22 protein-coding genes are annotated in these 25,845 nt (G+C 73.4%); 12 read left to right on the top strand and 10 right to left on the bottom strand.

From position 1 onward, the window contains the following. Positions 1-213 precede the first annotated feature (213 nt). From UQW22_RS06770 to rlmC, 5 genes are all read left to right on the top strand, one after another. A complete protein-coding gene (locus UQW22_RS06770; protein ID WP_407320146.1) occupies positions 214-3,510 on the top strand; it encodes a S8 family serine peptidase in 3,297 nt (1,098 codons plus the stop codon). Between the two features lie 234 nt (positions 3,511-3,744). Continuing rightward, positions 3,745-4,056: a hypothetical protein gene (locus tag UQW22_RS06765; protein WP_407320144.1), complete on the top strand. Its 312-nt coding sequence runs from the start codon at positions 3,745-3,747 to the stop codon at positions 4,054-4,056. A gap of 50 nt (positions 4,057-4,106) precedes the next feature. Further along, positions 4,107-7,040, top strand: coding sequence for an AAA family ATPase (locus tag UQW22_RS06760; protein ID WP_407320143.1), 2,934 nt, complete (start codon positions 4,107-4,109; stop codon positions 7,038-7,040). A 24-nt stretch (positions 7,041-7,064) separates the two neighbouring features. Beyond that, positions 7,065-7,652 carry a DinB family protein gene (locus tag UQW22_RS06755; RefSeq protein WP_407320141.1) on the top strand — a complete coding sequence of 196 codons (588 nt, stop codon included), beginning with the start codon at positions 7,065-7,067 and terminating at the stop codon, positions 7,650-7,652. Positions 7,653-7,671: 19 nt separating this feature from the next. Next, positions 7,672-8,955, top strand: coding sequence for a 23S rRNA (uracil(747)-C(5))-methyltransferase RlmC (gene rlmC / locus UQW22_RS06750; RefSeq protein ID WP_407320140.1), 1,284 nt, complete (start codon positions 7,672-7,674; stop codon positions 8,953-8,955). A gap of 4 nt (positions 8,956-8,959) precedes the next feature. On the opposite strand, the gene UQW22_RS06745 is transcribed toward rlmC, so the two are convergent. From UQW22_RS06745 to ddaH, 3 genes are all read right to left on the bottom strand, one after another. Continuing rightward, positions 8,960-10,417 (bottom strand): hypothetical protein, encoded by a 1,458-nt coding sequence (locus UQW22_RS06745; protein WP_407320138.1) that lies wholly within the window; start codon positions 10,415-10,417, stop codon positions 8,960-8,962. A 135-nt stretch (positions 10,418-10,552) separates the two neighbouring features. Then, positions 10,553-11,620: an ornithine cyclodeaminase gene (locus UQW22_RS06740; protein ID WP_407320137.1), complete on the bottom strand. Its 1,068-nt coding sequence runs from the start codon at positions 11,618-11,620 to the stop codon at positions 10,553-10,555. Between the two features lie 2 nt (positions 11,621-11,622). Next, the gene (gene ddaH, locus UQW22_RS06735) at positions 11,623-12,579 is read right to left on the bottom strand and encodes a dimethylargininase (RefSeq protein ID WP_407320135.1); all 957 of its coding nucleotides are present in this window, start codon (positions 12,577-12,579) and stop codon (positions 11,623-11,625) included. 123 nt (positions 12,580-12,702) lie between these two features. On the opposite strand from ddaH, the gene UQW22_RS06730 reads away from it, so the two are divergent. Both UQW22_RS06730 and UQW22_RS06725 read left to right on the top strand, forming a co-directional pair. Then, positions 12,703-13,158: an Lrp/AsnC family transcriptional regulator gene (locus tag UQW22_RS06730; RefSeq protein WP_407320134.1), complete on the top strand. Its 456-nt coding sequence runs from the start codon at positions 12,703-12,705 to the stop codon at positions 13,156-13,158. Continuing rightward, positions 13,155-14,156 (top strand): hypothetical protein, encoded by a 1,002-nt coding sequence (locus tag UQW22_RS06725; RefSeq protein WP_407320133.1) that lies wholly within the window; start codon positions 13,155-13,157, stop codon positions 14,154-14,156. Before UQW22_RS06730 ends, UQW22_RS06725 begins: the two co-directional genes overlap by 4 nt. On the opposite strand, the gene UQW22_RS06720 is transcribed toward UQW22_RS06725, so the two are convergent. The 3 genes from UQW22_RS06720 to UQW22_RS06710 form a co-directional block, all read right to left on the bottom strand. After that, positions 14,146-16,446, bottom strand: coding sequence for a 5'-nucleotidase C-terminal domain-containing protein (locus UQW22_RS06720; protein WP_407320132.1), 2,301 nt, complete (start codon positions 16,444-16,446; stop codon positions 14,146-14,148). The genes UQW22_RS06725 and UQW22_RS06720 overlap by 11 nt on opposite strands. A 90-nt stretch (positions 16,447-16,536) precedes the next feature. Next, on the bottom strand, positions 16,537-16,944 hold the full coding sequence (locus UQW22_RS06715; protein WP_407320131.1) for a DUF3817 domain-containing protein: 408 nt from the start codon (positions 16,942-16,944) through the stop codon (positions 16,537-16,539). Between the two features lie 76 nt (positions 16,945-17,020). After that, positions 17,021-17,806 carry an SDR family oxidoreductase gene (locus tag UQW22_RS06710; RefSeq protein WP_407320130.1) on the bottom strand — a complete coding sequence of 262 codons (786 nt, stop codon included), beginning with the start codon at positions 17,804-17,806 and terminating at the stop codon, positions 17,021-17,023. Positions 17,807-17,908: 102 nt separating this feature from the next. On the opposite strand from UQW22_RS06710, the gene UQW22_RS06705 reads away from it, so the two are divergent. Then, entirely contained in the window at positions 17,909-18,778 is an 870-nt protein-coding gene (locus UQW22_RS06705) for a helix-turn-helix transcriptional regulator (RefSeq protein WP_407320129.1), read from the top strand. Positions 18,779-18,825: 47 nt separating this feature from the next. Continuing rightward, entirely contained in the window at positions 18,826-19,437 is a 612-nt protein-coding gene (locus UQW22_RS06700) for a GH25 family lysozyme (RefSeq protein WP_407320128.1), read from the top strand. Between the two features lie 23 nt (positions 19,438-19,460). Here UQW22_RS06700 and UQW22_RS06695 read toward each other — a convergent pair whose 3' ends face one another. The 3 genes from UQW22_RS06695 to UQW22_RS06685 form a co-directional block, all read right to left on the bottom strand. Continuing rightward, positions 19,461-21,449 (bottom strand): thioredoxin domain-containing protein, encoded by a 1,989-nt coding sequence (locus tag UQW22_RS06695; RefSeq protein WP_407320127.1) that lies wholly within the window; start codon positions 21,447-21,449, stop codon positions 19,461-19,463. Positions 21,450-21,495: 46 nt separating this feature from the next. Further along, positions 21,496-22,218, bottom strand: coding sequence for a spermidine synthase (locus UQW22_RS06690; RefSeq protein ID WP_407320126.1), 723 nt, complete (start codon positions 22,216-22,218; stop codon positions 21,496-21,498). Positions 22,219-22,498: 280 nt separating this feature from the next. Beyond that, positions 22,499-22,945, bottom strand: a complete 447-nt coding sequence (locus tag UQW22_RS06685) for a methylglyoxal synthase (RefSeq protein ID WP_407320125.1) — start codon at positions 22,943-22,945, stop codon at positions 22,499-22,501. Between the two features lie 111 nt (positions 22,946-23,056). Here UQW22_RS06685 and UQW22_RS06680 point away from each other — a divergent pair, with 111 nt between their 5' ends. After that, positions 23,057-23,626, top strand: coding sequence for a GNAT family N-acetyltransferase (locus UQW22_RS06680; RefSeq protein ID WP_407320124.1), 570 nt, complete (start codon positions 23,057-23,059; stop codon positions 23,624-23,626). Positions 23,627-23,645: 19 nt separating this feature from the next. Here UQW22_RS06680 and UQW22_RS06675 read toward each other — a convergent pair whose 3' ends face one another. Beyond that, complete coding sequence (locus UQW22_RS06675; RefSeq protein ID WP_407320123.1) at positions 23,646-24,404, bottom strand: SDR family NAD(P)-dependent oxidoreductase; 759 nt, start codon at positions 24,402-24,404, stop codon at positions 23,646-23,648. Positions 24,405-24,541: 137 nt separating this feature from the next. Here UQW22_RS06675 and UQW22_RS06670 point away from each other — a divergent pair, with 137 nt between their 5' ends. Together UQW22_RS06670 and UQW22_RS06665 are read left to right on the top strand one after the other, a co-directional pair. After that, the gene (locus UQW22_RS06670; protein ID WP_407320122.1) at positions 24,542-25,129 is read left to right on the top strand and encodes a TetR/AcrR family transcriptional regulator; all 588 of its coding nucleotides are present in this window, start codon (positions 24,542-24,544) and stop codon (positions 25,127-25,129) included. Between the two features lie 241 nt (positions 25,130-25,370). Further along, positions 25,371-25,820: a YchJ family protein gene (locus UQW22_RS06665; protein ID WP_407320121.1), complete on the top strand. Its 450-nt coding sequence runs from the start codon at positions 25,371-25,373 to the stop codon at positions 25,818-25,820. Positions 25,821-25,845 lie beyond the last annotated feature (25 nt).

Genomic DNA, 25,845 nt, shown 5'->3' with positions numbered 1-25,845 from the left:
GTGCGCGAAAATGGTTGCCCGTGCACCCTGGGCGCTATGCCCGGTTGGTCCCGGTCGACCCTGGGCGTCGTCACCTGCCCGACACACGCTCGAATGTTGCTTGCATCACACAAGCCGTATGTTGCTGATCGACCCCCGACATCGGGACCGCCACACCGCGGTGGCTCCGGTCGGGAGTCTCGTTCGACGGACCGAGACGAAGGGTGCGCTCACATGCGCTTACGGAACCACCAGTCCAGACTCCGGCTCGCCGCCATCACCTCAGGCGCCGCGCTGGTCATCACCTCTCTCACCGCCACGGGAGCCGGCGCCGCGCCGGACCCGGACGACCTCAGCCTCACGGAGGCCCAACCGACCGCGACGTCGCGGGAGGACGGCCCCAAGGCTCCCACCAGCGCGCTCGTCGAGACGCCGAAGAAGCTGCTCTCGCTGAGCTCGAGCAAGAAGGTCCCCGTCCTGGTCAAGTACGACTACGACGCCGTGGCCTCCTACGACGGCTCCATCCCGGAGTACGACGCCACCAGCCCGGCCGTCACCGGCGAGCCGCTGGCGAAGGACGCACCCGCGGAGAAGCGCTACCGCGGCTACGTGAAGAAGCAGGAGCGCTCGATCACCGCCGACGTCACCGCCGCGGTCCCCGACACCGAGGTCGTGGACAGCTTCGACGTCGTCTACGGCGGCGTCGCCGCCCTCGTCCCCGGTGACGAGATCCCGGCGCTGCTCGACGTCCCCGGCGTCGTGGCCGTGCAGGAGAACACCCTCGAGAAGCCGCTGACGGACTCCAGCACCGACTTCATCGACGCGCCCGCCGCCTACGCGGAGCTGGGCACCACGTCGGAGGCCGGCGACGGGCTCGTGCTCGGCAACATCGACACCGGCCTCTGGCCCGAGCACCCGTCCTTCGCCGACGACGGCAACCTCAGCGAGTACGACGGCCCGACCGTGGCCTGCAACTACGGCGACAACCCGCTGACCCCCGAGGACGACCCGTTCGAGTGCAACGACAAGCTGATCGGCGGCTACTCGTTCACCGACCTGTACGACCTGCTCGACCCGGAGGGGTACCTCTACGAGGGCACCGCGCGGGACGCGGAGGGCCACGGCTCGCACACGTCCGGCACCACGGCGGGCAACGTCGTCGAGGACGTCCAGACCATAGGGCCCGAGCTCGAGCGGATCCAGGGCGTCGCCCCTGGCGCGAAGATCATCGAGTACAAGGCGCTCGGCCCGGGCGGCGGCTACACCTCCGACCTGGTCGCCGCGGTGGAGCAGGCGGTCCTGGACGACGTCGACGCGATCAACTACTCGATCTCCGGCGGCAGCACCGTCACCGACCCGATCGAGATCGCCTTCCTCAACGCCTACGACGCCGGCGTCTTCGTCGCGGCGTCGGCAGGCAACGCCGGCCCCGGCGCGGCCACGGCCAACCACGTGAGCCCGTGGGTCACCACGGTCGCCGCGTCGACGCAGACGCGCGAGTTCAGCTCGACGCTCACGCTGACGGCCGACGACGGTTCCACGTTCACCGCCGACGGGGCCTCCATCGTGGAGGGGGTCGAGGAGCCGCTGCCCGTCGTGCACGCCTCGGAGGCCCCCTACTCCGACCCGATGTGCCTCGAACCGGCACCCGAGGGCATGTTCGAGGGCATGGTCGTGCTCTGCGAGCGGGGCCAGAACGCGCGCGTGCTCAAGGGCTACAACGTGCTGCAGGGCGACGCCGCGGGCATGGTCCTGTACAACCCGGCGCTCGCCGACGTCGCGACCGACAACCACTACCTGCCGGCGCTGCACCTCGCGGACGGCACCGAGATGATGGCCTGGTACGGCGAGCACTCGGGCGTCACCGCGACGTTCACCGACGGCGCACCGTCCGAGGGCCAGGGCGACGTGGTGGCGGCGTTCTCCTCCCGTGGCCCGGCCGGCCCGTTCATCAAGCCGGACATCACCGCGCCCGGCGTCCAGGTCCTGGCGGCCATGACGCCGACGCCGGAGGTCCCCGAGAGCGGCCCGTCCGGCCAGTACTACCAGGCGATCAACGGCACCTCGATGTCGTCGCCGCACGTCGCCGGCGTGGGCCTGCTGCTCCAGGCGGCGAACCCGGACTGGACGCCCGGCCAGATCAAGTCCGCCATCATGACGCAGTCGACCACCGACGTCGTCAAGGAGGACCTCACCAGCCCGGCCGACCCGTTCGACGTGGGTGCGGGGCGCGTCGACGTCGGCGAGTCCCTGACACCGCCGTTCACGATCAGCGACACCACGGAGAACTTCGCGGCGCTGACCACGGACCCGGTGCACGCGGTGGACCTCAACATCCCGTCGATCAACGCACCGACGCTGCCCGGGCGGCTGACCACCACGCGCACGCTCGAGAACACCTCGGGCCGCACGCTCGTGGTGCACCCGCGGGCGGAGACACCGGAGGGCACGAAGATCTCGTTCAGCCCCCGGATCGCGACCGTGCGGCCGGGCAGGAGCGTGGACTTCGACATCACGATCACCGACACCTCGGCCAGCGGCGAGCAGAAGTTCGCCGAGATCACGTTCCGCACCCAGCGGGGCGACGGGCACCTCCCGGTGGCGTTCGTGCCCACGCAGGGCAACGTGGCGCTGACGCAGTCCTGCGAGGAGGAGTCGATCCACTTCAAGGACGACGTGACCTGCACGGTCACCGCGTCCAACGAGTCGTTCAACGAGCAGTCGGTGTCCGCCACGACTACCGGTGAGCGGGCGCTGCGAGGCAAGCACACGGAGACGGCGACCCTCGCGGCCGCCGAGCTCGGCGTGCCGAGCGTCGACGTGCTCGACGGTTCGGGGTTCCTGGACCTCGAGGACTTCGGCATCTCGCCGGAGTCCTTCGGCGACGAGACCCTGACGACCTACGACGTGCCGGCCTACGAGTACAACGGCCGCACGTACACCTCGCTCGGCGTCGACTCCAACGGCTACCTCGTGGCCGGCGGCGGGACGTCGGAGGACAACAACTGCTGCGACCTGCCCGGCGGCGCGTCGTCGGCGCGCCCCAACTCGGTGCTGGCACCGTTCTGGACGGACCTCAACAGCGAGGCCGGCGACGGCACCGCGGCCGAGGGCGTGCGGATCGGCAGCCTCACCGACGGGGCGAACAGCTGGCTGGTGGTCCAGTGGGACATGTACGTCTGGGGCACCCAGGACGCCCGCTCGTTCCAGGTGTGGATCGGCACCAACGGTGACCAGGACATCACCTTCGACTACGCGGACGCGATGGCGAGCCCGGGCATGGCGTTCCTCGTCGGGGCGGAGAACGCCGCGGGTGACGGCGACATGGTCGCCGAGCTGCCGGACGGCAGCACCCAGGTGGTCACCTCGACCGATCCGACGCCGGGCGGGAGCCTCACGTACGACGTGACGCTTCCCGCCAAGCGGCCCGGCAAGGGCGTGGTGCACACCGAGCTGGTCGCCGACGAGGTGCCCGGCACCACGATCGTCGACACCCCGGTGCGGGTGACGGTGTTCAAGCACCGCGACTGACCCGCGGTAGGGGGTGCGGCGGCCTCGTCGCCCGGGTTGTTCCCGGGTCGGCGGGGCCGCCGTCGTCTCCCCATGGTCCCTGAGCCACCTCAGACCGGTGCGAGCCACCTCAGACCCCGCGTCTGAGGTACCCGGGCCCCGAAGGACTGGGCGACCGGACGATCCGCCGCACCCCACCTCAGCACGAGTGTGGGTCGTGCCGGAACGACCGGCGGCACGGCGAAGGGACAGATCATGCACCTGCAGGGACCCGCCTGGGAAGCAGAGCTGGCGTACCGTCGCGAGCGTGCGGCGCTCGCCTACGGGGCACCGACGGCCTGGACCCGGTTCCGGGAGTGGCGAGCGGCTCGCCGTTCGCTGCGGGCCGGCGAGCTGGCCGCCCGGACGCGCGACGCCGTCGAGCGCTTCGCCGACACGATCGACACCGTCTCGGACCGCACCGACGCCAGGGCGTGGGAGGCACGCGTCACCCGGCGGGCCGGCGAGATCGAGGCCGGCCTGGCGGCGCTGCGGTCCGCGCAGGACCACGCCCGCCGGGCCGCGTGACGGCGGCAGTTCGCTCGGCCGGTGTCGGCGCCAGGTGGGACGATGCGCAGGTGCGCCGGTCGTCCCAGATCCCCCTCATCGCCCGCGAGGACCAGGTCGCCGGATTCCGCCGGTCGTTCGACCGGGCGGCGTCCGGCGAGCCGGGAGCGCTCCTCGTCGGTGGTGACGCCGGTGTGGGCAAGACCCGGCTGGTGACCCACCTGGCCGCCACGGCCGAGCAGGCCGGCGGTCGCGTCGTCGTCGCGCACTGCGTCGACCTCGGCGAGATCGGCATCCCCTACCTGCCGTTCACCGAAGCCCTGGGACACCTGCAGCACTCGACCGACGACGACGTCGCGTCCCGCGTGGCCGAGGTCGTCGCCGGCCGCCCCGCCCTCGCGCGGCTCCTCGATCCCGCCGGCCGCCCGACCGCCCAGGGCGACCAGCACGACGAGCGCCTGCCCCTGCTCGACGGCATGGCGAGCGCACTCGCCACCGCCGGCCGGCCCGGGGCCCCGCTGGTCCTCGTCATCGAGGACCTCCACTGGGCGGACCCCTCCACGCGCGACGTGCTGCGCTTCCTCGTGACCCGCCTGCGCACCGAGCACCTGCTGCTCGTGCTCACGTACCGCAGCGACGACGTCGACCGCCGCCATCCCCTGCGGCCGCTCCTGGCCGAGCTGCACCGCTCCGGGCGCGTGGAGCACGTCGAGCTGGAGCCGTTCACCGCCGACGAGCTGCGTGCCTTCACCACCGCGCTCAACGACGGCCCGCTGCCCGACGACGACTTCGGCGAGGTGCAGCGCCGCTCGGAGGGCAACGCGTTCTTCGCCGAGGAGCTCGTCGCCGCGGGGATGGCCACCGGCACGCTTCCCTGGTCGCTCGCCGACGTGCTGCACGCCCGCATGCAGGACCTGGACCCGGGCGTGCAGCAGCTCGTGCGGCTCGCGTCGGTCGCCGGTCGTCAGGTGCGAGAGGACCTGCTGCGCGCCGCCGCGCAACGGACGCCCGGGCTCGAGGAGCCGGCGGCGGCCGCCGGCGCGCTGCGCGACGCCGTCGCCCACCAGGTCCTCGCCGTCGAGGGCCCGCACCTCGCGTTCCGCCACGCCCTGCTCGCCGAGGCCCTCTACCTCGACCTGCTGCCGGGCGAGCGCGCCGCGATGCACCTGTCCTACCTCACGGCGCTGGTCGACTCCCCCGCCCTGGGCTCCGCCGCCGAGCGCGCGCACCATGCCCAGCAGGGCCACGACCTGCCGACGGCGCTCGTCGCCTCCTACGACGCGGCCGAGTGCGCCCGCAACTTCCTGGCACCCACGGAGGAGCTGCGTCACCTCGAGCAGGTGCTGTCCCTGTGGGACTCCGTGCCCGACGCCGCCGCCCGCGTCCGGGCGGACCACGTCGAGGTCGCGCTCGACGCCGCCGCCGCGGCCTGGCGCAGCGGCCAGCCGAGCCGCGCCGTCCAGCTCACACGCGGCGCGATCGACTCGCTCCACGACGACCCGCAGCGGCAGGCGAGCCTGCGGCACGTGCTGGCCCGCTACCTCCTCGACGTCGAGGAGGACGTGAGCGAGGCCGTCCACCAGACCGACCTCGCGCTCGACGTGCTCCCGGCAGACCCGACGGAGGACCTCGCCTCGACGCTCGCCGTCCGCGGTCGCCTGGAGATGAACCGCGACCACGACGACGACGCCCGCGCCTTCCTGGAGCGCGCGGTCGACGTGGCCCACCGGGCACGGGCACCGCACGCCGAGGCCGACGCCCTGGCCTCGCTGGCGGTGATCGAGGTCGGCGACCCCGAGACGGCGGCCGGGCTCATCGAGTCGGCCATGCACCGCGCCGTCGACGCCGGGAGCCTCGGCGCCGAGATGCGGTGCCGGTACAACCTCGCCACCACCTGGTACTACGCCGGCCGGCTGGAGCTGGCGGACGACCTGCTGCGCCAGGCGCTGGCCCGCGCGGAGGAGACGGGCACGACCCGGAGCTCCACGGGCATCTCGATGCGGATGATCGCCGAGCTGCTCCGCTACGTGCGGGGCGACCTCACGGCGGCACCACCCCGGGCGGGGGTCCCGGCTCTCGAGGCCATGGTGCTCGAGAGCGCCGGCCTGTACGCCGCGGTCGCCCGCGGCGACGACCAGGTGCTCGACCGGACGGCGGCGCTGCGGGCCGACTGGGACGTCGACGGGTTCGTCGCGCTCATCTCCGGCGGGTGCCGGATCGACGCCCTCACCTTCGCGGGCCGGTACGACGAGGCGGTCGAGCTGGCGGCGACCGTCGTCGAGCACCTCGGCGCGGTGTGGAGCACCTACTTCCTCGGGCGGATCTGGATCTCCGCCCTCGCGCTGGCGGCCCTGGCCGACGCCGCGGAGGAGTCCCTCGGCGGCGACGACGCCCGCCAGGCAGAGCGCCGGGCGGCGGGTGACGAGCTGCTCGCGGTGGCTCGCGAGACAGCGGAACGCGGCCGTCCCCGCGGCGGCGTGCTCGGGCCGGAGGGCCGCGCGTGGCTGCGCCGGGCCGCGGCGGAGCACGCGCGTCTCGCCGCGGCGACGGACCGCACGCCCGCCGACCCGGCACTCTGGGAGGCCGCGGTCTGCGAGTTCTCCTACGGGTACCGCTACGAGGTCGCGCGATGCCGCTTCCGCTGGGCCCAGGCGCTGCGGGCGGCCGGGGAGCGCGCGGCGGCCGAGCTGGAGAGCCTCGAGGCCCTGCGCGAGGCGCAGGAGATGGGCGCCCGCCCGCTCGCCGACGCGGTGCTCGCCTGGGCCCGGCGAGCCCGTGTCCCGGTCCCCGGCGCGCGTCACGAGACGTCGACCCTCACCGATCGCGAGGAGCAGGTCCTGACCCTCGTCGCCCAGGGCCTGTCGAACCGGCAGATCGGCGAGCGGCTCTACATCTCCACCAAGACGGTGAGCGTCCACGTGTCCAACGTTCTCGCCAAGCTCGGGGTCTCGGGCCGGGCGGAAGCCGTCGCCGTGGCCACCCGTCGCGGCCTGCTGGTGGTCTGACCCCCGACCCGGCGAAGGAGCCCCATGAACACCCTGCCCGACACGAAGCAGATGCTGCTGCACCACCTGCACGAGGTCCGCGAGTCGCTCCTGTGGAAGACGGAGGGCCTCTCGGAGCGTGAGCTGCGGATGCCACGCACCGCCACCGGGACCAACCTCCTCGGGCTGATCAAGCACGCGGCGAGCATCGAGAGCGGCTACTTCGGGGAGGTCTTCGGGCGGCCCTGGCCGACGCCGGAGGAGGTGCCCTCGGAGGCCCAGCTCGACGACGACCCGAACGCGGACTTCTACGCGACGGCCGAGGAGTCCGCCGCGCAGATCATCGACCTCTACCGCCGCGTCGCCGTGTTCGCCGACACCACCATCGCCGAGCTGCCGCTCGACGCTCCCGGCCGCGTGCCGTGGTGGGGCGAACGGGGCGACGTCACGCTGGAGCGGATCATCGTGCACGTGATCTACGACCTGAGCCGGCACGCCGGCCACGCCGACATCCTGCGCGAGGAGGCCGACGGCGCCGTCGGCCTGATCCCGCGCGCCACCAACATCCCCGACATCGACCAGGGCGCGTACGTGACGAAGCTCCGCGCGCTCGCCGAGCGGTTCCCCGGCTGACCCGCGGGACAATGGTCCGGTGCAGTGCCCTCACTACGACGCCGGCCGGTGCCGTTCGTGCACCCTGATCCAGGTCGACCGGCCCACGCAGGTGGCCGGCAAGGAGGCGCACGTCCGGGAGCTGCTCGCGGCATACGACGACGTCACCTGGCTGCCGGCCGTCACCGGCGCCGAGAGCGGCTTTCGCAACAAGGCCAAGATGGTGGTCACCGGCACCATCGATGAGCCGGTGCTCGGGATCGTCGGCCCGCCCGGACCGTACGCCGGGCAGAGCGTCGACCTCACGGACTGCGGTCTCTACCCACCCGCCCTCCAGGCGGCGTTCGGGCCGCTGGCCGAGCTGGTCACCCGCGCCCGGCTCCAGCCGTACGACCTGTCACCCTCGGCGGAGGACGGTGGAGCGCCCGGCGCCCCGCGCCGCCGCCGCAAGGTGACCCCCCGTGACGCCGCCCGCCGCGGCGAGCTCAAGCACGTCCTGGTGACGCTCTCCCCCGACGGCGAGCTGATGGTCCGCCTCGTGCTGCGCTCCACCGAGGCGGTGGCGCGGATCCGCAAGCACCTGCCCTGGCTCCACGCCACGCTGCCGGGCCTGGCGGTGCTCAGCGTCAACGTCCAGCCCGTGCACGCCGCGGTGCTCGAGGGCGAGCAGGAGATCGTGCTCACCGACCGCGAGACCCTGCCGATGCGCGTCGACGGCATCACGCTGCACCTGCGCCCGCAGAGCTTCTTCCAGACCAACACCGAGGTCGCCGCCGCCCTGTACCGGCAGGCCCGGGGATGGGTGGACGAGGCGGCCCCGGCCTCGTTGTGGGACCTGTACTGCGGGGTCGGCGGGTTCGCGCTGCACTGCGCCGCGCCCGGTCGGTCGGTGACCGGGATCGAGATCTCGGCGGAGGCCGTGGCGTCGGCGTCCACGACGGCGGGCGAGCTGGCCGCGCTGCCGCCGGACGCCGTCGTCGGCGGGCACGACGCCGCGTGGTGGCGCGCCGCGATGGCGGACGCGCGGTTCTCGGCGACAGACGCGACCGGGTTCGCGCTCGGGACGGACGCCGATCCCGAGCTGGTGGTCGTCAACCCGCCGCGACGCGGGATCGGGCCTGACCTCGCGCACCGCCTGGAGGCCTCGGACGCGCGGCACGTGCTGTACTCGAGCTGCCACGCCACGACGCTCGCCCGCGACCTGGCCGCGATGCCGTCGCTGCGGCCCCGGCGGGCGGTGCTGCTCGACATGTTCCCGCAGACGGACCACTTCGAGGTGCTGGTCCTCCTCGAGCGCGAGGTAGCGCAGCCCGGCGCGAGGTAGCGCGTCAGCCGCGGTCCCACAGCACGAGCTCCACGCCGGGATCGGTGCCCGGCTCGCCACGCACCGTCACGTCGATCCCGCCCGGTCGCCAGCTCGCGGTCCAGACCCGCCAGTAGCCCGTCCAGCCGAACTCGGCCTTGGTCTTCCTGCTCGTCGGTGTGACGGTCACGATCTCGGCGCCGTCGGTCGGCACCACCCGGAACCACCCGATGCCCTCGACGGTGACGCTCACGGTGACCTCCACCGGCGTGGGCTGGGGTTCCGGCTCGGGCTCGGGCTCCGGCTCCGGCTCGGGTTCCGGCTCGGGCGCGGGGTCCGTCGGTGGTGTCGAGCCGGAGTCCGGGTCGGTGTCCGGGTCGGCCGGCGGGGTCTCTGGCCCGGTGCCCGGCGTCGGCTCCGTCGGCTGCGTCTCCGGCCCGGTCGGCTCCGGCTCGGTCGGCTCCTGCTGAGGCGTCGAGGGTTGCTCCGGCGGCTGCTCGTCGTCCGGCGTGGTCTGCGGGTCCGGTGCGGGTCCCGGCTCCCAGACGGTCTGTGCCGGAGGGTCGCCCGCCTCCTCGGTGGGCGCCGGGGTCGGTTCGTCCGACGGTTCCGCGGGGTCGTCGGAGGGCGTCGGTTCCGCCGGGGACGGCGTCGGGACAGGTGACGGCGTGTCCGTCGCGGCCGGGGGCTCCTCCGCGACCACGGGCGGCGGCTCCTGCGGAGACGAGCCGGTGCCCGTGCCTCCCACGAGAGCGGCCGCGGCCACCGCCACGGCGGCGACCCCCACACCGGCGGCGATACCGGCCGGCCGGCCGAACACCTGCCGCAGGCCTCGCGTGACCCACTCGCCCCCCGCCGTCAGGGTGGCACCGGCGGCGCCCCACCAGGCGACCAGCCCGGTGCCGGACGACGCCGCACCGGACGCGCCGATCACGACCGGCCAGGACGTCCCCACGGCGAGACCGCCCAGCAGCAGCGGAGCGGTGTCACGCAGCGCCCACGCGGCGTGACGGACGTCGATGAAGGCACGCATGCAGCCCGCGCACGCGAACAGGTGGTCCTCGAGCAGCTGCCGTCGCCCGGCGCCGAGGTGGTGGCGGACGTAGTCGTGCAACGCCCCCCGCGTCTCCATGCAGACCTGCTGGCCGGCTCCGCGCGCGTGCGCCGCCGTGAGAGCCCGGGCCAGCCGGTCCTCGGCGGCGCGCAGCCGGCGGGCCGCCGCCCGGGCGTGCACGCCCAGCTCGCGCGCCACGACGTCCATCGTCCGGCCGAGCACGTGCCGGTCCCACAGGAGCCGCTGGTCGTCGTGCGGCAACGTCGCCAGCGCCGTCCGGACGACGTCCTGGTCGCCGCTCCCCCGCGTCCCGGGGCCGCGCTCGGCCGCGCCGTCGTCGGAGGCCTCCACCGCGGCGAGCATGCGCCGGACGGCATCGTCGCTCGCGGGACTGCTCGACGCGGTCGAACCGTCGTCGCTCGCGGTCATGCGGTCCCTCGTTCCGTGCCGTCACCTGGGCGGTGGCACGACGCGGAGCGCTGTGCCGGCGTCATTGGGGCAGCGGGCGGGCCCCGGGCGGAAATCACCCGCCCGGGGCCACCGGAGGTGCCGTCCGTCGCCGGCCTACGGCTGCGGCGTCAGCACCTGCGCCGCCACGAGCGACCACAGGTCCTTGGGGTCCGTCGGCTCGGCGATCAGGTCGACCTGCTGGAGCAGCCCGCGGGTCGCGGGGTCCGCGAGCACGGCCGCGTGGACGTGGCGCAGCGCGGACCAGTCCTCGACGGCGAAGCCGACGGAGTCGAACACGGTGACCTGGTCGGGGCTCGTGCGACCCGGCGCGTCGCCGGTGAGGATCTCCCACAGCTCGGTGACCGCGGAGTCCGGCGGGAGCTGCTGGATCTCGCCCTCGATCCGGGTCTGCGGCTCGTACTCCACGACGACGGCGGTCCCCGGCGCCGTGAGGATGCTCGCCTCGAGCTCGGTCTTGCCGGGGCAGTCGCCGCCGATGGCGTTGATGTGCACGCCCGGAGCGGCGTCGGCGAGCATCTCGCTGGTGAGCACGGTGGCGTTGCGCTTGTCGGCGGTGCAGGTGGTGATGACGTCGGCGCCCCGGACGGCGTCGGCCGCGCTGGTGGCCTCGTGCACCTCGAAGCCGAGGCCGCGGGCGTTGCGGACGAGCTTCTCGCGCGCGGCCGGGTCGACGTCCCAGGCCCGCACGTGGGTGATGCCGAGCGCGGTCCGCATACCCAGCGCCTGGAACTCCGCCTGCGTGCCGGTACCGAGCAGGGCGAGCGTGCGCGCGTCCGGCCGGGCGAGGGTCCTGGCGGCGAGGGCCGACGTGGCCGCGGTGCGCAGCGCGGTGAGCAGCGTCATCTCGGCGAGGAACGTCGGGTAGCCGTTGTGCACGTCGGCGAGCACGCCGAACGCGGTGACGGTCTGGAACCCCCGCGCCGGGTTGACCGGGTGCCCGTTGACGTACTTGAAGCCGTACGTGACGCCGTCGGACGTGGGCATGAGCTCGATGACGCCCTCGGCGGAGTGCGAGGCGACGCGGGGACGCTTGTCGAGCTCGGGCCAGCGGCGGAAGTCCGTCGCGAGGGCGTCGGTGAGCTCGGCGATGATCCGCTCGGGGCCGCGCGCGGCGATCCACCGGGCGGTGGCGGCCACGTCCAGCAGGTCCACGGTGGTCATGGTCAGGCCTCCTTCGCGGCGGACGGGACGGGGTGCAGGGAGGGCCGGAGCTCGAGCGTGCAGCACTTCACCGAGCCGCCGCCCTTGAGCAGCTCGGACAGGTCGATGCCGACGGGCTCGTAGCCGCGCTCGCGCAGGGCGGCGTGCATGCCGGTGGCGCGGTCGGTGAGGAACACGTGCCGACCGTCGCTGACGGCGTTGAGGCCGAGCACGGCGGCGTCCGCCTCGGTGGCCTCGATCGCGTCGGGGTACCGCTCGCGCAGCACCGCCCGGGACTCCGGGGTGAAAGCGGCCGGGAAGTAGGCGATCTCGGCGCGGTCGCCACCGTCGGGCGCGCTGCCGGCGGTACTGAGCACCGCCAGCGCCGTGTCGAGGTGGTAGAAGCGCGGGTCGACGAGCTCGAGCGTGAGGACCTCGACGCCGAGCTTGTCCGCCACCTCGGCGTGCGCGCTGCGCGTGGTGCGGAAGCCGGTGCCGGCGAGCATGACCTCGCCGTCCCAGAGCAGGTCACCCTCGCCCTCGTTACGCTCGACCGCCTGGCCGAGGCTGGTCATCCCGCGGGCGGAGCCTGCGTCGCGGAGCCACGCCTCGTAGGCCTCACCCTCGGGCTGGCGCTCGGGGAACGTGAACCGGGCGGCGAGAGCCTTGCCGCCGACGACGACGCCGCCGTTGGCCGCGTAGACCATGTCCGGCAGGCCGGGGACGGGAGAGATGACGTCGACGGTGTGACCCCGGGTCTCGTAGGCCGCCTTGAGGGCCTGCCACTGGACGACGGCGTACCCGGCGTCGACCGGCACGGTGACGTCCATCCAGGGGTTGATCGCGTAGACCACGTCGAAGTGGACGGGCGGGCACATGAGGAAGTGGCGCGGGGTCGCGGTGCGGTCCGTGGGCGTCGCGGTGGTCTCGGGCAGCGGCGCGGGCGCCGCGGGAGCGGCGGAAGGTGTGATCAACGTCATGCGGCGACGGTAGGGGGCGAGCCGTTGCCCCGGATGCTCCGAATCCTGCGCATTCATGGGCACTCTTGCAGGATTCGATACCCTGTTCACAACGAATCACCACACCGACACCGAGGACGGGTCGTGGACGCCACCAACCGGAAGATCGTGGGCCTGCTGCTGCGCGACGGGCGCGCCTCCTACGCGGAGATCGGGGAGGCCGTGGGCCTGTCGGCACCGGCGGTGAAGCGACGGGTGGACCGCATGCAGGCCCGCGGCGAGATCTCCGGGTTCACCGTGCGGGTCTCCCCCGAGCAGCTCGGCTGGCGCATCGAGGCCTACGTCGAGGTGTTCTGCCGCGGCAACATCTCCCCCGCCGCGCTGGAACGGGACTTCGGCTCCATCCCCGAGGTGGTGCGCGTGGACACCGTCACCGGCGAGGCGGACGCGCTGGTGCAGATCATGGCGGACTCGATGGCCGACGTGGAACGCATCGTGGAGTCGTTCCGGGTGGGCGCGCGGGTGGACAAGACGCGCACGGCGATCGTCATGTCCCGGGTGATCGACCGCCCGGCCCGCGCCGACGCGGGGTCGGCGTGACGGTCCGCCGCGGACCCGTCCCGGCGTCCGCGGCGCTGCTCACCGCCGTGGCCCTCGGGGCGGCGGCGGGTTGCGCCCCGGCGGGGGTGCCCGACGACGTCGCCTCGAGCCTGCGGGTCGAGGTCCGCCAGGACCGCACCCAGTACGCCGCCGGCACCGCGAAGCTGCACGTGACCAACGGCTCCGCCGAGACGCTCGCACTCCTGGCAGGACGTCTGCAGGCCGACGGGTTCGGCCCGAGCAGCCTGGACGACTCCCATCGCGCCCGCACCCTGCGGCCGGGCGGCTCGCACGACGTGCGCATCGTGCTCGGCGAGGTGGACTGCACCACCGGGCCTCCGCCGTCGGGCACCCCGGGTGGGGACGACGGCGCGGGGGCCGTCCCGGCGAGCGTGACGGTCGCGCTCGGCGAGGCCGACACGCCCGGCACGCCGGCCGAGGTGGCGCTCACCGCGACCGATCCGCACGGACGCCTCGCCGCGGTGCACACCCAGGAGTGCACCCGGCGGCTCGTGGCGTCCGGGGCCACGCTGCGGGTGCTCCCGGACCTCGGGACCGAGCGGCGCCGCGACGACCTGGTGCTGCTGCTGCGCGTCCGGGTCGAGCCGGTGCCCGGCGGGCCGGCGGTCGAGGTGGAGCGGATCACGGGCACCACGCTCATGACCCCCGCCGACGGCTCCGAGGCCTGGACGGGCGACGCCGTGGTGCCGGACGGCGCGGGCGACATCACCCTCGACGTCGTCCCGCGGCGGTGCGACCCGCACGCCGTGGCCGAGGACAAGCGGGGCACCTTCACGCCGGTCCTGACCATGGTGGACGGCGTGGAGCAGCCGCTGCTGCACCTCCCGCTGCCGGAGGCGGCGCAGCCGGCGTTCTTCGACTACGTCAGCCGGGCCTGCGCGTGGGACCGGGACGACGCGCGCCCGGGGCGCTTCCTCGACCGGACCGATCGAGGAAGCGCCCCGGGCGCTCGTCCGCTGGTCGAGATCAGCCGGTGAGCTGCCAGGGGCCCCACGGCGAGTCGCCGGGCTCCTGGTTCCGCGTCCACCACTGCGCCTCGAAGGTGGCGCCGTCGTGCTCGACGACGTCACCGGCGGTGAACACCCGCGAGGAGGTCCACACGGCGGTGCCGTCGGCGGTCGCGGCGATCTCCTGCCACGAGCCCCACGGAGAGGCGCCCGGGGTCTCGGTGGTCCACCACATCGCCTCGAAGGTGGCGCCCTCGTGCTCGACCACGTCACCCGCGGTGTAGGGCTTGCCGGGCGTCCAGTCCGGCTTGCCACCCTTGGCCTGCACCTCGCCGACGACGGCCTCGGTGCCCGTGGCCTCGCCGACCAGCGTGAGCGTGCCCGCCTGCTTCTTCGGCAGCCGCAGGTCCACCGACGCGGTGCCGACCTCGTCGTACGGGTCGGAGCCGACCGTGCTGTCCACGGCGAACCGGCCGATCTCCTCGCCGTCGAGCTGGACGACCAGCTCGTCGTCGGTCACGTCCGCCTCGGTGGACATCGACCAGGAGGAGACGTCGAACGCCGTCTTCTTGCCGGCCTTCAGCTCCTCGTTGGCGGTGAACGACACGCCGACGGCACGCTGGCTCGCGTCGACCGCGAGCGGCTCGTCGGCGGCGTGCTCCGCCATGTAGTCGACGAACGCCGTCAGGTCGATCTTGCCGGTGTCACGGGCGTCGGCGCCCTCGGCGAAGACCCGGAAGTTGTCCCCACCGGCAGCCAGGAACGAGTTCACCGTGACCGAGTACGAGGCGTCGAGGTCGATCGCCTCACCGTCGAGCCACATGCCGGTGATCCGGTCGCCCTCGGCGAGCGCCGGGTCGTAGGTGTACGTGAAGCCCTCGGAGACGCCGAGCCGCAGGAACGGCCGCGACGGCACCTCGCCCGACGCGTCGCGCTGCCACTGCTGCTCCAGCGCCGTCTTGACCTGCTCGCCCGTCAGGTCCATGTTGACCAGCGTGTTGGCGAACGGCTGCACGGCCGCGGCCTGCTGGTAGGTGACGGTCCGGGGGAAGTCGGTGCCGGCCTCGCCGGTCAGGTCCGCCCGCAGGCCACCGGGGTTCATGAAGGCGATCTGCGCCGAGCCGGCCTCCTCGGCCTCGGTCGCCCACCGCTGCACCTCGGCGACGAAGTTGCCGAGCGTCGACTCGCCGCCCCGGTTCTCGGTGCGCATGGGGTTCCCGTCGGCGTCGGTCGCCGTGAGCTGCGCACGGTTGAGCACTCCGGCGATCTCGCCCAGCGGCTCGGCACCGAGCTCGTCGGCGACGTCGACGGCGTCGGCGACGATCTGCTCCACCTCGGGGTCGGCCGGGTAGTTGCCGATGAGCGGCAGCACGGCGGACTCGAGCCCGAGCACGTCGCCCGACTCGGGGTCCATCGTGAAGACGAGCTGGTTGAGGTTGACGCCGTACTCGCCCCCGGAGACGACCGGTCGCTCGGTGACCGGACGATCGGCCCAGGCGTCGACCGGGACACGGCAGTCGTACTCGAGGTGCGTGTGGCCCGAGACGATGGCGTCGACGTCGCCGTCGACGCCCGTGACGATCTCGCCGAAGGACCCCTCGGTGATCTCCGCGCAGTCGTCGGTGGCCGCGCCCTCGTGCACGAGCGCCACCACGAGGTCCACGCCCTGCGCGCGCAGCACGTCCGCCTCGTCGTTCACCGCGTCGGTGATGTCCGTGAACTCCAGGCCCTCGATCCCGTCGGGGCTCACGAGCGACGGCATGTCCTCGGTGAGCGCACCGACGAACCCGACCTCGACGCCGCCGACCTCGGTCACCCAGGACGGCGGGGTCGCGTGCTCCCCGGTCTCGGCGTCGATGATGTTCGCCGCGATGTACGGCCACTCGGCCCCGCCGTACGGGTTCTCCTCGGCGTCGTACGGCGCCGAGACCCGGTTCACCAGGTCGTCGTAGCCGCCGTCGAGCTCGTGGTTGCCGACCGCCGAGACGTCGAGGCCCGCAGCGTTGAAGGCGTCGATCGTCGGCTTGTCCTGCTGGATGAAGGACTCGAACGTGGACGCGCCGATGAGGTCGCCGGCCGACGCGAAGATCGTGTTCGGGTTCTCGGTCCGCAGCTGGTCGACCGCTCCGGCCAGGACGGCGGCCCCGGCGGCCCCGCCGTAGGAGTCCTCGAGGATGCGGCCGTGGAAGTCGTTCGTCTGGAGGATCTGGATGTCGACCGGGTCGGCGGCCTGGGCGGGCAGCGCACCGACGGTGACGACACCCGCGAGCGCGAGGCCGAGCGTGGTCGCCCCGGCCACCTGCTTGCGCATGGTGTGCATGTGTGATTTCTCCCACTGATCGAGATGGATGGAATCACAGTAGCCAGCGCCGCCGCCGTGCGGGCACCGCACGGGTAACGATCCGGGAAACTACGGACGACGCTCCGGGGCACCGGGGATCTGCGCCGGCGCGCTCAGGTGACCGGTCCGCCGCAGCCACCACTCGGCGAGCAGCGTGGTCAGGGGCGGGACGGCGGCGGCCAGCGCCACGAGGGTGCGCCAGATCCCCCAGCGGTGCCTGACGGCCACGATCAGCGCGACGATCCCGTAGGCCACGAACGCCCCGCCGTGCAGCCGCCCGAACAACCAGACCCCCGCCTCGGTGGTCTCGGTGACGTACTTGAGGAACATCCCCACCAGCAGACCCACCCACGTGAAGGCCTCGAACCAGGCGACGACGGCGTAGAGCCGGCCGAGCCCGGACAGCGGGGGCTTCCCGGCGGGTCGTGCCGTGGCGGGTCGTGCCGGGGCGGGCCGGGGGTCGGCGGGCGCAGTCATGCGAGGGGTCCTTCCGGGACGGGTGGGATCGCCGGGTCCAACGCTCCACCCGGTGTCCCGGTTCCCGGCGTGCCGGTCAGCGCTGCGCCGCCGGCCGCACCACGATCTCGTTGACGTCGACGTCGGCGGGCTGCGCGACGGCGAAGGCGACGGCCCGCGCGACGGCGTCCGCCGGGATGCTCGCCGCCCGGTAGGTCTCCATCACCGAGGCGGCGAGCGGGTCCGTGATGTGGTCCGCCAGCTCGCTCGCCACGACCCCCGGAGAGACGGTGCTGACCCGGATGCTCGGGTCCGACTCCTGCCGCAGCCCTTCGGTCAGCGCCCAGGCCGCGTACTTGGTGGCGGAGTACACCGCGGAGGTGGGGACGACCTCGTGGGCGCCGATGGAGGCGACGGTCACCACGTGCCCGCCGCCCTGGGCGCGGAAGTGCGGCAGGACTGCCGCGACGCCGTGCAGGAGCCCGCGGACGTTGACGTCGAGCATGCGGTCCCACTCGTCGACCAGCAGCGCGTCGAGCCGGGACAGGAGCATGACGCCGGCGTTGCCGACCAGGACGTCGAGGCGGCCGCGGTCGGCGACCACGGTGTCCACCAGGGCGCTGACCGCGCTGCGGTCGGTCACGTCGAGGCCGCGGGCCTCGGCACTGTGACCGCGGTCGCGCAGCTCGGTCACCACCGCGTCGAGCCGGTCGGTGCGCCGGGCGGTCAGGACCACGTGGTGGCCGTCCGCGGCGAGACGGCGGGCGGTCGCCTCGCCGATCCCGCTGCTGGCCCCGGTCACGAGGACGGTCTTGCCGGTCGAGGTCTCGGGCGTGCTCGTCGTGCTCGTCGCGTTCGTCGTGCTCGTCGTGTTCGTCGTCATGCCGTCGACCCTTCTCGTCGCCCGCCGGCCCCGGAAGGACGTGCCGTGCCTGGGAGCGGCACACCCTCCCTCGCAGGTCCGCCCCGACCTAGCATCGGGACCATGGCCTCGACCCCGCTCGGCGACTACCTCCGCGGCCGGCGCGCCCGCGTGACCCCGCAGGCGGCCGGGGTGCCGGTCGTGGGGGTGCGCCGCGTGCCGGGCCTGCGGCGCGAGGAGGTCGCGATGCTGGCCGGGATGAGCGTCGACTACTACGTCCGCCTCGAGCAGGGCCGCGAGCGCCACCCGTCGGCGCAGGTGCTGGACGCGCTGAGCCAGGTCCTGCAGCTCGACGACGACGCCCGGCTGCACCTGTACCGGGTCGCCGGCCTCTCCCCCGCCCCGGGACGGGTGTCGCTGCCCGAGCGGGTCGACCCCGGGCTGGCCGACCTGCTGGACCGGTGGCCGGACACCCCCGCGATCGTCGTCGGACGTGCCTACGACGTGCTGGCCACCAACGCCCTGGCCGGCGCGCTCTTCGACGGCTTCGAGGACGGTGCGAACCTGGTCCTCACGGTGTTCCTCGATCCCACGGCACGCACGTTCTACCCGGACTGGGACGACGTCGCGAACAGGACGGTCGCGGGCTTCCGGCTCCTGCACGGGGCCTTCCCCCACGACCCCCGGATCCGCGAGGTGCTACGCACCGTGGCGGCGCAGAGCACCGAGTTCGCCGACCGGTGGGCACGCCACGACGCGCGCGGCAAGGGGCACGGCCCCAAGCGTCTCCACCACCCGGACGTCGGCGGCCTGACGCTGCGGATGCAGGCCTTCGACGTCCCCTCGAGCCCTGGCCAGCAGCTCGTGGTCTACCACGCCGACGACGGGTCGAGCGCGGAGGCCTTGCGGTTGCTGGGGTCGCTCGCCGCCACCCGCAGCGCGTCACGGGCCCCGGTCCCGCCGGGCCGGCCGGCGTCGGACGGTCTGCCATGATTCCCCGGTGAGCGAGAGCGGAGCACGACGACGGTGGTGGCTGCTGGGTGGCCTGGGGACGGTCGTGGTGGCGCTCGGCGGACGACTACGACGTCCGCGGGGTGGACGTGTCCGCCTACCAGGGCGAGATCGACTGGCCGGTGCTGGCGGGCCAGGACCTCGACTTCGCGTTCGTCAAGGCGACCGAGGGGTCGAGCCGCGTGGACGAACGGTTCGCCGCGAACTGGACCGGTGCGCAGGAGACGGGCCTGCTGGTGGGCGCGTACCACTTCCTCAGCTTCGAGAGCCCGGGCGAGAGCCAGGCGGCGCACCTGATCGAGCAGGTGCCGGCCACGCAGGGCACGCTGCCGCCGGTGGTCGACGTCGAGTACTACGGGGACTTCGCGGCGGACCCGCCGTCGGTGGAGGACCTGCGCGGCATCCTGGACCCGATGCTCGCCGCGCTCGAGGAGCACTACGGCGCCGTGCCGATCATCTACACCACCCAGGAGGTGCGCAGCCGCTACCTGGGCGAGGACGACGACCGCTACCCGCTGTGGATCCGGTCGGTGGCGCTCGCTCCCGAGGTGCCGCGCCGCGACCGGGAGTTCTGGCAGTACTCCGACCGTGACGTGTCCGACGGCACGCTGGACGACCTGCGCGCGATGACGCTCGGCTGAGCCTGAGCCGTCCCGCCGCCCGCTCAGCGGGCGAGCGCGGCCGTCAGCTCCGCCGTCGTGGTCATGGGCCGGTCGCACACGAACCCGCGGCACACGTACGCGGCCGGGCCGCCGTCGACGAGGGGCCGGTCCGCCAGGAGCGGCACACCCTCGGCGTCGGGGGGTCCGTGGACGACGACGGTGCCCGCGGTGGCCGTGCGGCGCGCGGTCCGCGCGAGGTCGGCCGCTCCGGCGCCGCTGCCGACCACCGCGACCTGCAGCGGCCCGGCCGCCAGGGCCTCGGCGGCGGCGAGCGCCCAGCCGGCGAAGCGCGGCGCCTGCCGGGCGAGCGCCCCGGAAGCCTCCACGGCGGCCTCGGCGGCGGCGCGGTGCCGCGCCGAGCCGGTCAGCGCGGCGTAGGAGACGAGCGCGGCGGCCAGCGCCGACTGTCCCGACGGCTCGGGTCCGTCGCTGGGGTCGCGGGGCCGCACCACGAGCCGCTCCGCGTCGTCGGCGACGTCGAAGAAGCCGCCTCCTCGCGGATCGCTGAAGTGGTCCAGCGCCACGTCGAGCACCTCGCCGGCAGTCGTGAGCCAGCTCGCCTCTCCCGTGGCCTGGTGCAGGGCGAGCAGCCCTTCGGCGAGGTCGCCGTGGTCGGCGGCCACCGCAGCCGGGGCACCGACGACGCCGTCCCGCGACGCGCGCCGAAGCCGCCCGTCGACGACGTGCCGGTCGAGCAGCAGCTCCGCACACTCCCGGGCCGCGCGCACCCAGGCGTCCTGCTCGAGGAGCACCCCGGCGTCGGCGAGCGCCGCGACCGCGAGCCCGTTCCACGCGGTGACGACCTTGTCGTCCCGGGCGGGCTGGGGGCGCTGCTCCCGCGCGGCGTGGAGCCGGGCACGGACGTCCGCCCACCAGGCGGGATCAGGGTCCTCGGGCAGCTGGAGCGTCGAGGTCCCGCCCTCGAAGGTACCCGCCTGGGTGACCGCGAGGACCTCCGCGGCCCGGGCGCCGTCGTCGTCCCCGAGCACGTCGCGCAGCTGCGCGGGCGTCCAGGCGTAGGTGAGGCCCTCCACACTGTGTCCGTCGACCACCGTGTCGGCGTCGAGGGCGGAGGCGAAGCCGCCCTCGGCCGTGCGCAGGTCCCGCAGCAGGAACTCCGCGGTCTCGCGGGCCACGCGCTCGGCGAGCGGCGACCCGGTCGCCCGCCACAGGTGGGCGTAGACGCGCAGGAGCTGGGCGTTGTCGTAGAGCATCTTCTCGAAGTGCGGCACCACCCAGCGCGCGTCCACGGAGTACCGCGCGAACCCGCCGGCGAGCTGGTCGTAGATCCCGCCGCGCGCCATCGCCTCGCACGTCCGCTCGACCAGCGCGAGGGCGGCATCGTCGCCCGTGCGGGCGTGGTGGCGCAGCAGGTGCTTGAGCGTCATCGAGGGCGGGAACTTCGGCGCCCCGCCGAACCCGCCGTGGACCCGGTCCGCGTCACGCGCGACGGCGGACACGGCCCCGGCGAGCGCCGCGTCGTCGAGGGGTGCACCCGGCAGCGGTCCCGTCGTGCGGGCGATCGCCGCGGTCACGGCGGCGCCGTGCTGCACGACGGCGTCGCGCCCGTCCGCCCACGCGTCACGGACCGCGCCGAGCACCCCGAGGAAGTGCTCGCGAGGGAAGTAGGTGCCGCAGTGGAAGGCCTCGCCGTCCGGTGTGAGGAACGCCGTCATGGGCCAGCCGCCCTGGCCCGTCATGGCCTGGGTGGCCGCCATGTAGACGGAGTCGACGTCGGGTCGCTCCTCCCGGTCGACCTTGATCGGCACGAACGCGTCGTTGATCACCTGCGCGACCTCGTCGTCCTCGAACGACTCGTGCGCCATGACGTGGCACCAGTGGCAGGCGGCGTACCCGACCGACAGCAGCACGGGGACGTCGCGGCGCCGGGCCTCGGCGAACGCGTCGTCGCCCCACTGCCACCAGTCCACCGGGTTGTCGGCGTGCTGGCGCAGGTACGGGGAGGTGGCGGTGCGCAGACGGTCAGCCATGGTGCCAGCGTGTCACGGCACCCGGTGTCCGGGTCGGCCGGGGTGGCTACGCGGACGCGGCGCCGCGGACGCCGCGGGCGAGGTAGACGGTGTTGCTCGACTCGCCGCCGGTGAGCAGGTTCGCGAAGGGCACCGGGTGCGACGAACGCTCGGCGAACACCTGTTCCGACTCGGCCTCGAACGCGGCGTCGGGCGGGTCGTCCGACCAGAGCGCGAACACACCGTCGTCGGTCAGGTGGCGGGCCATCGCGCGCAGGCCGGCCGCGTCGTAGAACGCGGCGTGGCTCGGGTGGAGCACGTGGCGGGGGCTGTGGTCGATGTCGAGCAGGATCGCGTCATACCGGACCTGCGGCTCCTCGCGCATCCGGTGGAAGAAGTCGCCCTGGACGAGCCGGCAGCGCGGGTCGGAGGCGAGCCCGGCGACGTCCGGCAACAGCTCACGCCGGTGCCAGTCCAGCACCGGGCCGGAGTACTCGACCACCGTCACCTCACCGACCCGCGGGTCGGTGAGCGCCGCCTGCGCGGTGTAGCCGAGCCCGAGGCCACCGACCAGCACGCGCAGCGCGGCCCCGTCCGGCGCGGTGAGCCGGTCCAGGGCGAGGGTGGCGAGCTCGCGCTCGGCCACCGTGAAGAGGCTCGACATGAGGTACTCGTCGCCCAGGCGGACCTCGTAGACGTCCTGCCGCGCGGCCGGGTCGTACCGACGGCGCAGGCTGATGTCCCCCATCGGCGTCGGCTGGAAGTCGAGCTCCTCGAATCGCAGCGGCATGGCTCAGGGTCTCACGCGGCTCCTGACCTCGATCACGCTCCAGTGACGACAGGTCTTCGAGTGTGCAGATCGAGGGTTACCGCAGTGCGTGAACGGCTCCCGCACAGCGATCGGTGATCACGTCCGACGTGATTCTCACGCTGTGCGTGATTCGGGACTGCCCAGGCATCATCGATCACGCCCTGCGGGAACCTCCGTTTGCCTCACGGACAACCGTGGCGGGCCGATCCCGCCGGACGTCGCGGCGGGCCGCGGGCGTCGGCCCTTGCGTCGTCGGCGCTCAGGCCGGCTGGCCGCCCTCCCAGGCACGCGCGCCGATCACGGGGCGACCGGCGGTGTAGTCCTGACGCATCATCGGCGAGGAGATCATCATGTCCGCCGTGGTGACGTTGCACGCCATCGGCACGTTCCACACGGCCGCGAGCCGCAGCAGCGCCTTGACGTCCGGGTCGTGGGGCTGCGCCTCGAGCGGGTCCCAGAAGAAGATCAGCATGTCGATGAGCCCCTCGGCGATCTTCGCGCCGATCTGCTGGTCGCCGCCCACCGGACCGGAGAGCAGCCGGTGGACCGGCAGCCCCAGCTCGAACTCGAGCATGGTGCCGGTGGTGCCGGTCGCCCAGAGCTCGTGCCCGGACAGGGTGCCCCGGTTGAACTCGGCCCAGCGCAGGAGCTCGACCTTCTTGTTGTCGTGCGCCACGAGGGCGATGCTGTGCCGAACGGTGTCCATGGAGCGCTCCTCACCCGGGCGCGGTCACACCCGTCTGGCGGCCATGCTTCCACGCCCGGCCCCGATCGATCGCAGGGTGCGCAGGGCCGAGCCGGGTTAGGGTTCGTCACCGTGACCGAGGCGACCCCACCCCAGCCTGCTCTCCTGCCCGTCAGGACGAGCCGCCTCGTGCTGCGCACGTACCAGGAGGACGACCTCGAGCCGCTGCTGGACTACTACGCGAATCCCGAGGTGGCCCGGTTCCTGCTCGAGGAGCCGTGGACGCGCGAGGTGGCCGAGACCCAGCTCGCGCTGCGCCGGCAGCGCACGGGCATCGACGGCCCCGCGTCCGCCCTGGCACTGGTCGTCGAGCACGAGGGCACCGTCGTCGGCGACATCGCCCTGTGGACGACCGGGGACACCGTGTCCCGCGGAGAGGTCGGCTGGGCGTTCCACCCCGGCCACGGCGGCCGCGGGTTCGCGACGGAGGCGCTGCGCTCCCTGCTCGGCATCGCGTTCGACCGGTACCGGATGCACCGGGTGGTCGCCCAGCTCGACGCCCGCAACGAACCGTCGGCCCGCCTGTGCGAGCGGGTGGGGATGCAGCGCGAGGGTCGGCTGCGCGCGGACTGGTGGTCCAAGGGCGAGTGGACCGACACCCTGGTGTACGGGATGCTCGCCCGGGAGTGGCAGCGGCCCTGAGAGGCAGCGCAAGGCCCGGTCAGGGGTAGACCTGCACCTCGCCGCCGTCCACGAACAGCTCGCTACCGGTGATGAAGCTGGACTGGTCAGAGGCCAGGAAGAGCACGGCGTTGGCGATCTCGGCAGGATCAGCGGTGCGGCCCAGGGGCGTGCTGCTGGCCATGTCGTCGAGCAGCGCGTGTTCCTGTCCCGAGTTCTTGGCAAGGCCGCGGAGCCCGGGGGTGTCGGTGGGACCGGGCACCACGGTGTTGACCCGTAGGCCGCGGGGCGCGAGCTCAGCGGCCCATACTCGGCTGAACTGCCTCAATGCTGCCTTCGTGGCGGAGTAGACGCCGAAGCCCACGACGCCGCGGCGTGCCGAGCTGGAGCCGGTGAGCACGATGCTCCCGCCGCTGTTCAGCAGCGGCAGCGCCTTCTGGACGGTGAAGACGGTGCCTCGAACGTTGATCCCGAAAGTGCGGTCGAAGGCCTCGGGGGTCAGTGAGTCCAAGGGCTGATCCGCCTCGCCCCCACCGGCGTTCGCGAAGAGGACGTCGAGCCGCTTCCCGTCGTCGGCGATCCGTTCGAACAGCTTGTCGAGGTCATCCAGGTCGGAGACGTCGTTCTGGATCGCCGTCGCCCGGTCGCCCAACACTCGGGCGGCAGCTTCGAGCTCCTGTTTGCGGCGCCCGGTGAGGTAGACGTGCGCGCCCTCGGCGACGAAGCGCTCGGCGGTGGCGAGCCCGATGCCGGTGCTCGCGCCGGTCACCAGGGCGGTCTTGTCGGTCAGCTGTCTCATGAGTGTTCGTCCTCTCTGCGGGGTGCGTCGAACCGAGGCAGGTGCCGTTCGGTCACCACACCTCACCGCGGTTCTTGACGGGTCGGTCCACAATAAGCATGGTGGACCAATCGGTCAAGAACTTCTAGGATGGGGACATGGCAAGGCCACGACAGTTCGACGAGGACGCGGTACTCCGCGCGGTGTGCGACCAGTTCTGGGACGCGGGCTACGCGGCAACGTCGCTGCAGGACCTCATGCGGGTCAGCAACCTGGGCAAGGGCAGCCTCTATGCCGCCTTCGGGGACAAGCACGAGCTGTTCCTGCGGGTGCTGCGCCGGTACGTCGCCTCGCTCGACCGCATGCTGCGCCGGTCGATCGACTCAGCACCGAACGCGGTCGAGGCGCTGCGTTCCTTCGTCATGATGCCGGTAGGTGACCCCGAAGGCGTGGCCGCCCGGCGCGGCTGCCTGCTCGCCAACAGCACCACGGAGCTGGCTGCCGCCGACCCCGTCGTCGCTGCCGAAGCGCGACAGGCCTACGAGGGGATGACGGCCGTGCTCGCCGACGGCGTGCGCCGCGCGCAGGCCCAGGGCGACATGGGGACCTCCGCCGACCCGGTCGGCACGGCCAGGGCACTCCTGGCCGCACAGCAAGGCCTGACCTTCATGGGACGCACCGGGATGGACGTCACCACGCTCGAGGCGACGGCCCGCTCGCTGGCGGCCCGGCTACTGCCTGCTTGAGGACCCCGGAGCCATGATCTGGATCGCCCCCGCCTGGCAACTCCGCCGCTGGCTCGCTGACTGAGCTCACCGACAGGCTCTGACCGCGGGCTGTCGACGGACGGCGCGTCGATCGTCCTCGCCGCACGGTCGGGGTTCACCCGGAGCCTCGTCGATGAGGCCAGCAGCGACCCTGCCGTGCACCTGGCGCCGGTCGAGGACGTCCTCGCGCCCTGACGCCGACGTGGTGAACCATGTCCCCATGGACGACGCCGCACGCTGCCCCTGCCTGACCGGTCTGCCGTACGGCGAGTGCTGCGGACCGCTGCACGCGGGTGTACGGACGGCCGGGACCGCGGAGACGCTCATGCGCTCGCGGTACGCCGCCTTCGCCGTCGGCGACGCCTCGTATCTTCTGCGGACGTGGCACCCGACGACGCGGCCGTCCGTCCTGGAGCTGGACCCGGAGCAGCAGTGGCGCCGGCTCGACGTCCTGTCCACGCTGGGCGGCGGCCCTTTCGACGACGACGGCGAGGTGGAGTTCGTCGCGACGTTCCGGTCGGCGGTGGGTGCGGGTGCGGGTTCGGGTTCGGGTTCGGGTGCGGGTTCGGGGGGAGGCCCGGCGGCCGGACGCGGGCGGCTGCACGAGAAGAGCCGGTTCGTGCGTGAGGGCGGCCGGTGGTTCTACGTGGACGGGGACGTCACCGGGTGATCTGCGGGGCGATGGGTAGTTCTGT

The sequence above is a fragment of the Isoptericola halotolerans genome (assembly GCF_045689585.1).
Classification (GTDB): domain Bacteria; phylum Actinomycetota; class Actinomycetes; order Actinomycetales; family Cellulomonadaceae; genus Isoptericola; species Isoptericola halotolerans_B.
Note: the sequence above shows the minus strand (reverse complement) of the source record. Positions and strands in the feature narration are given on the sequence as shown.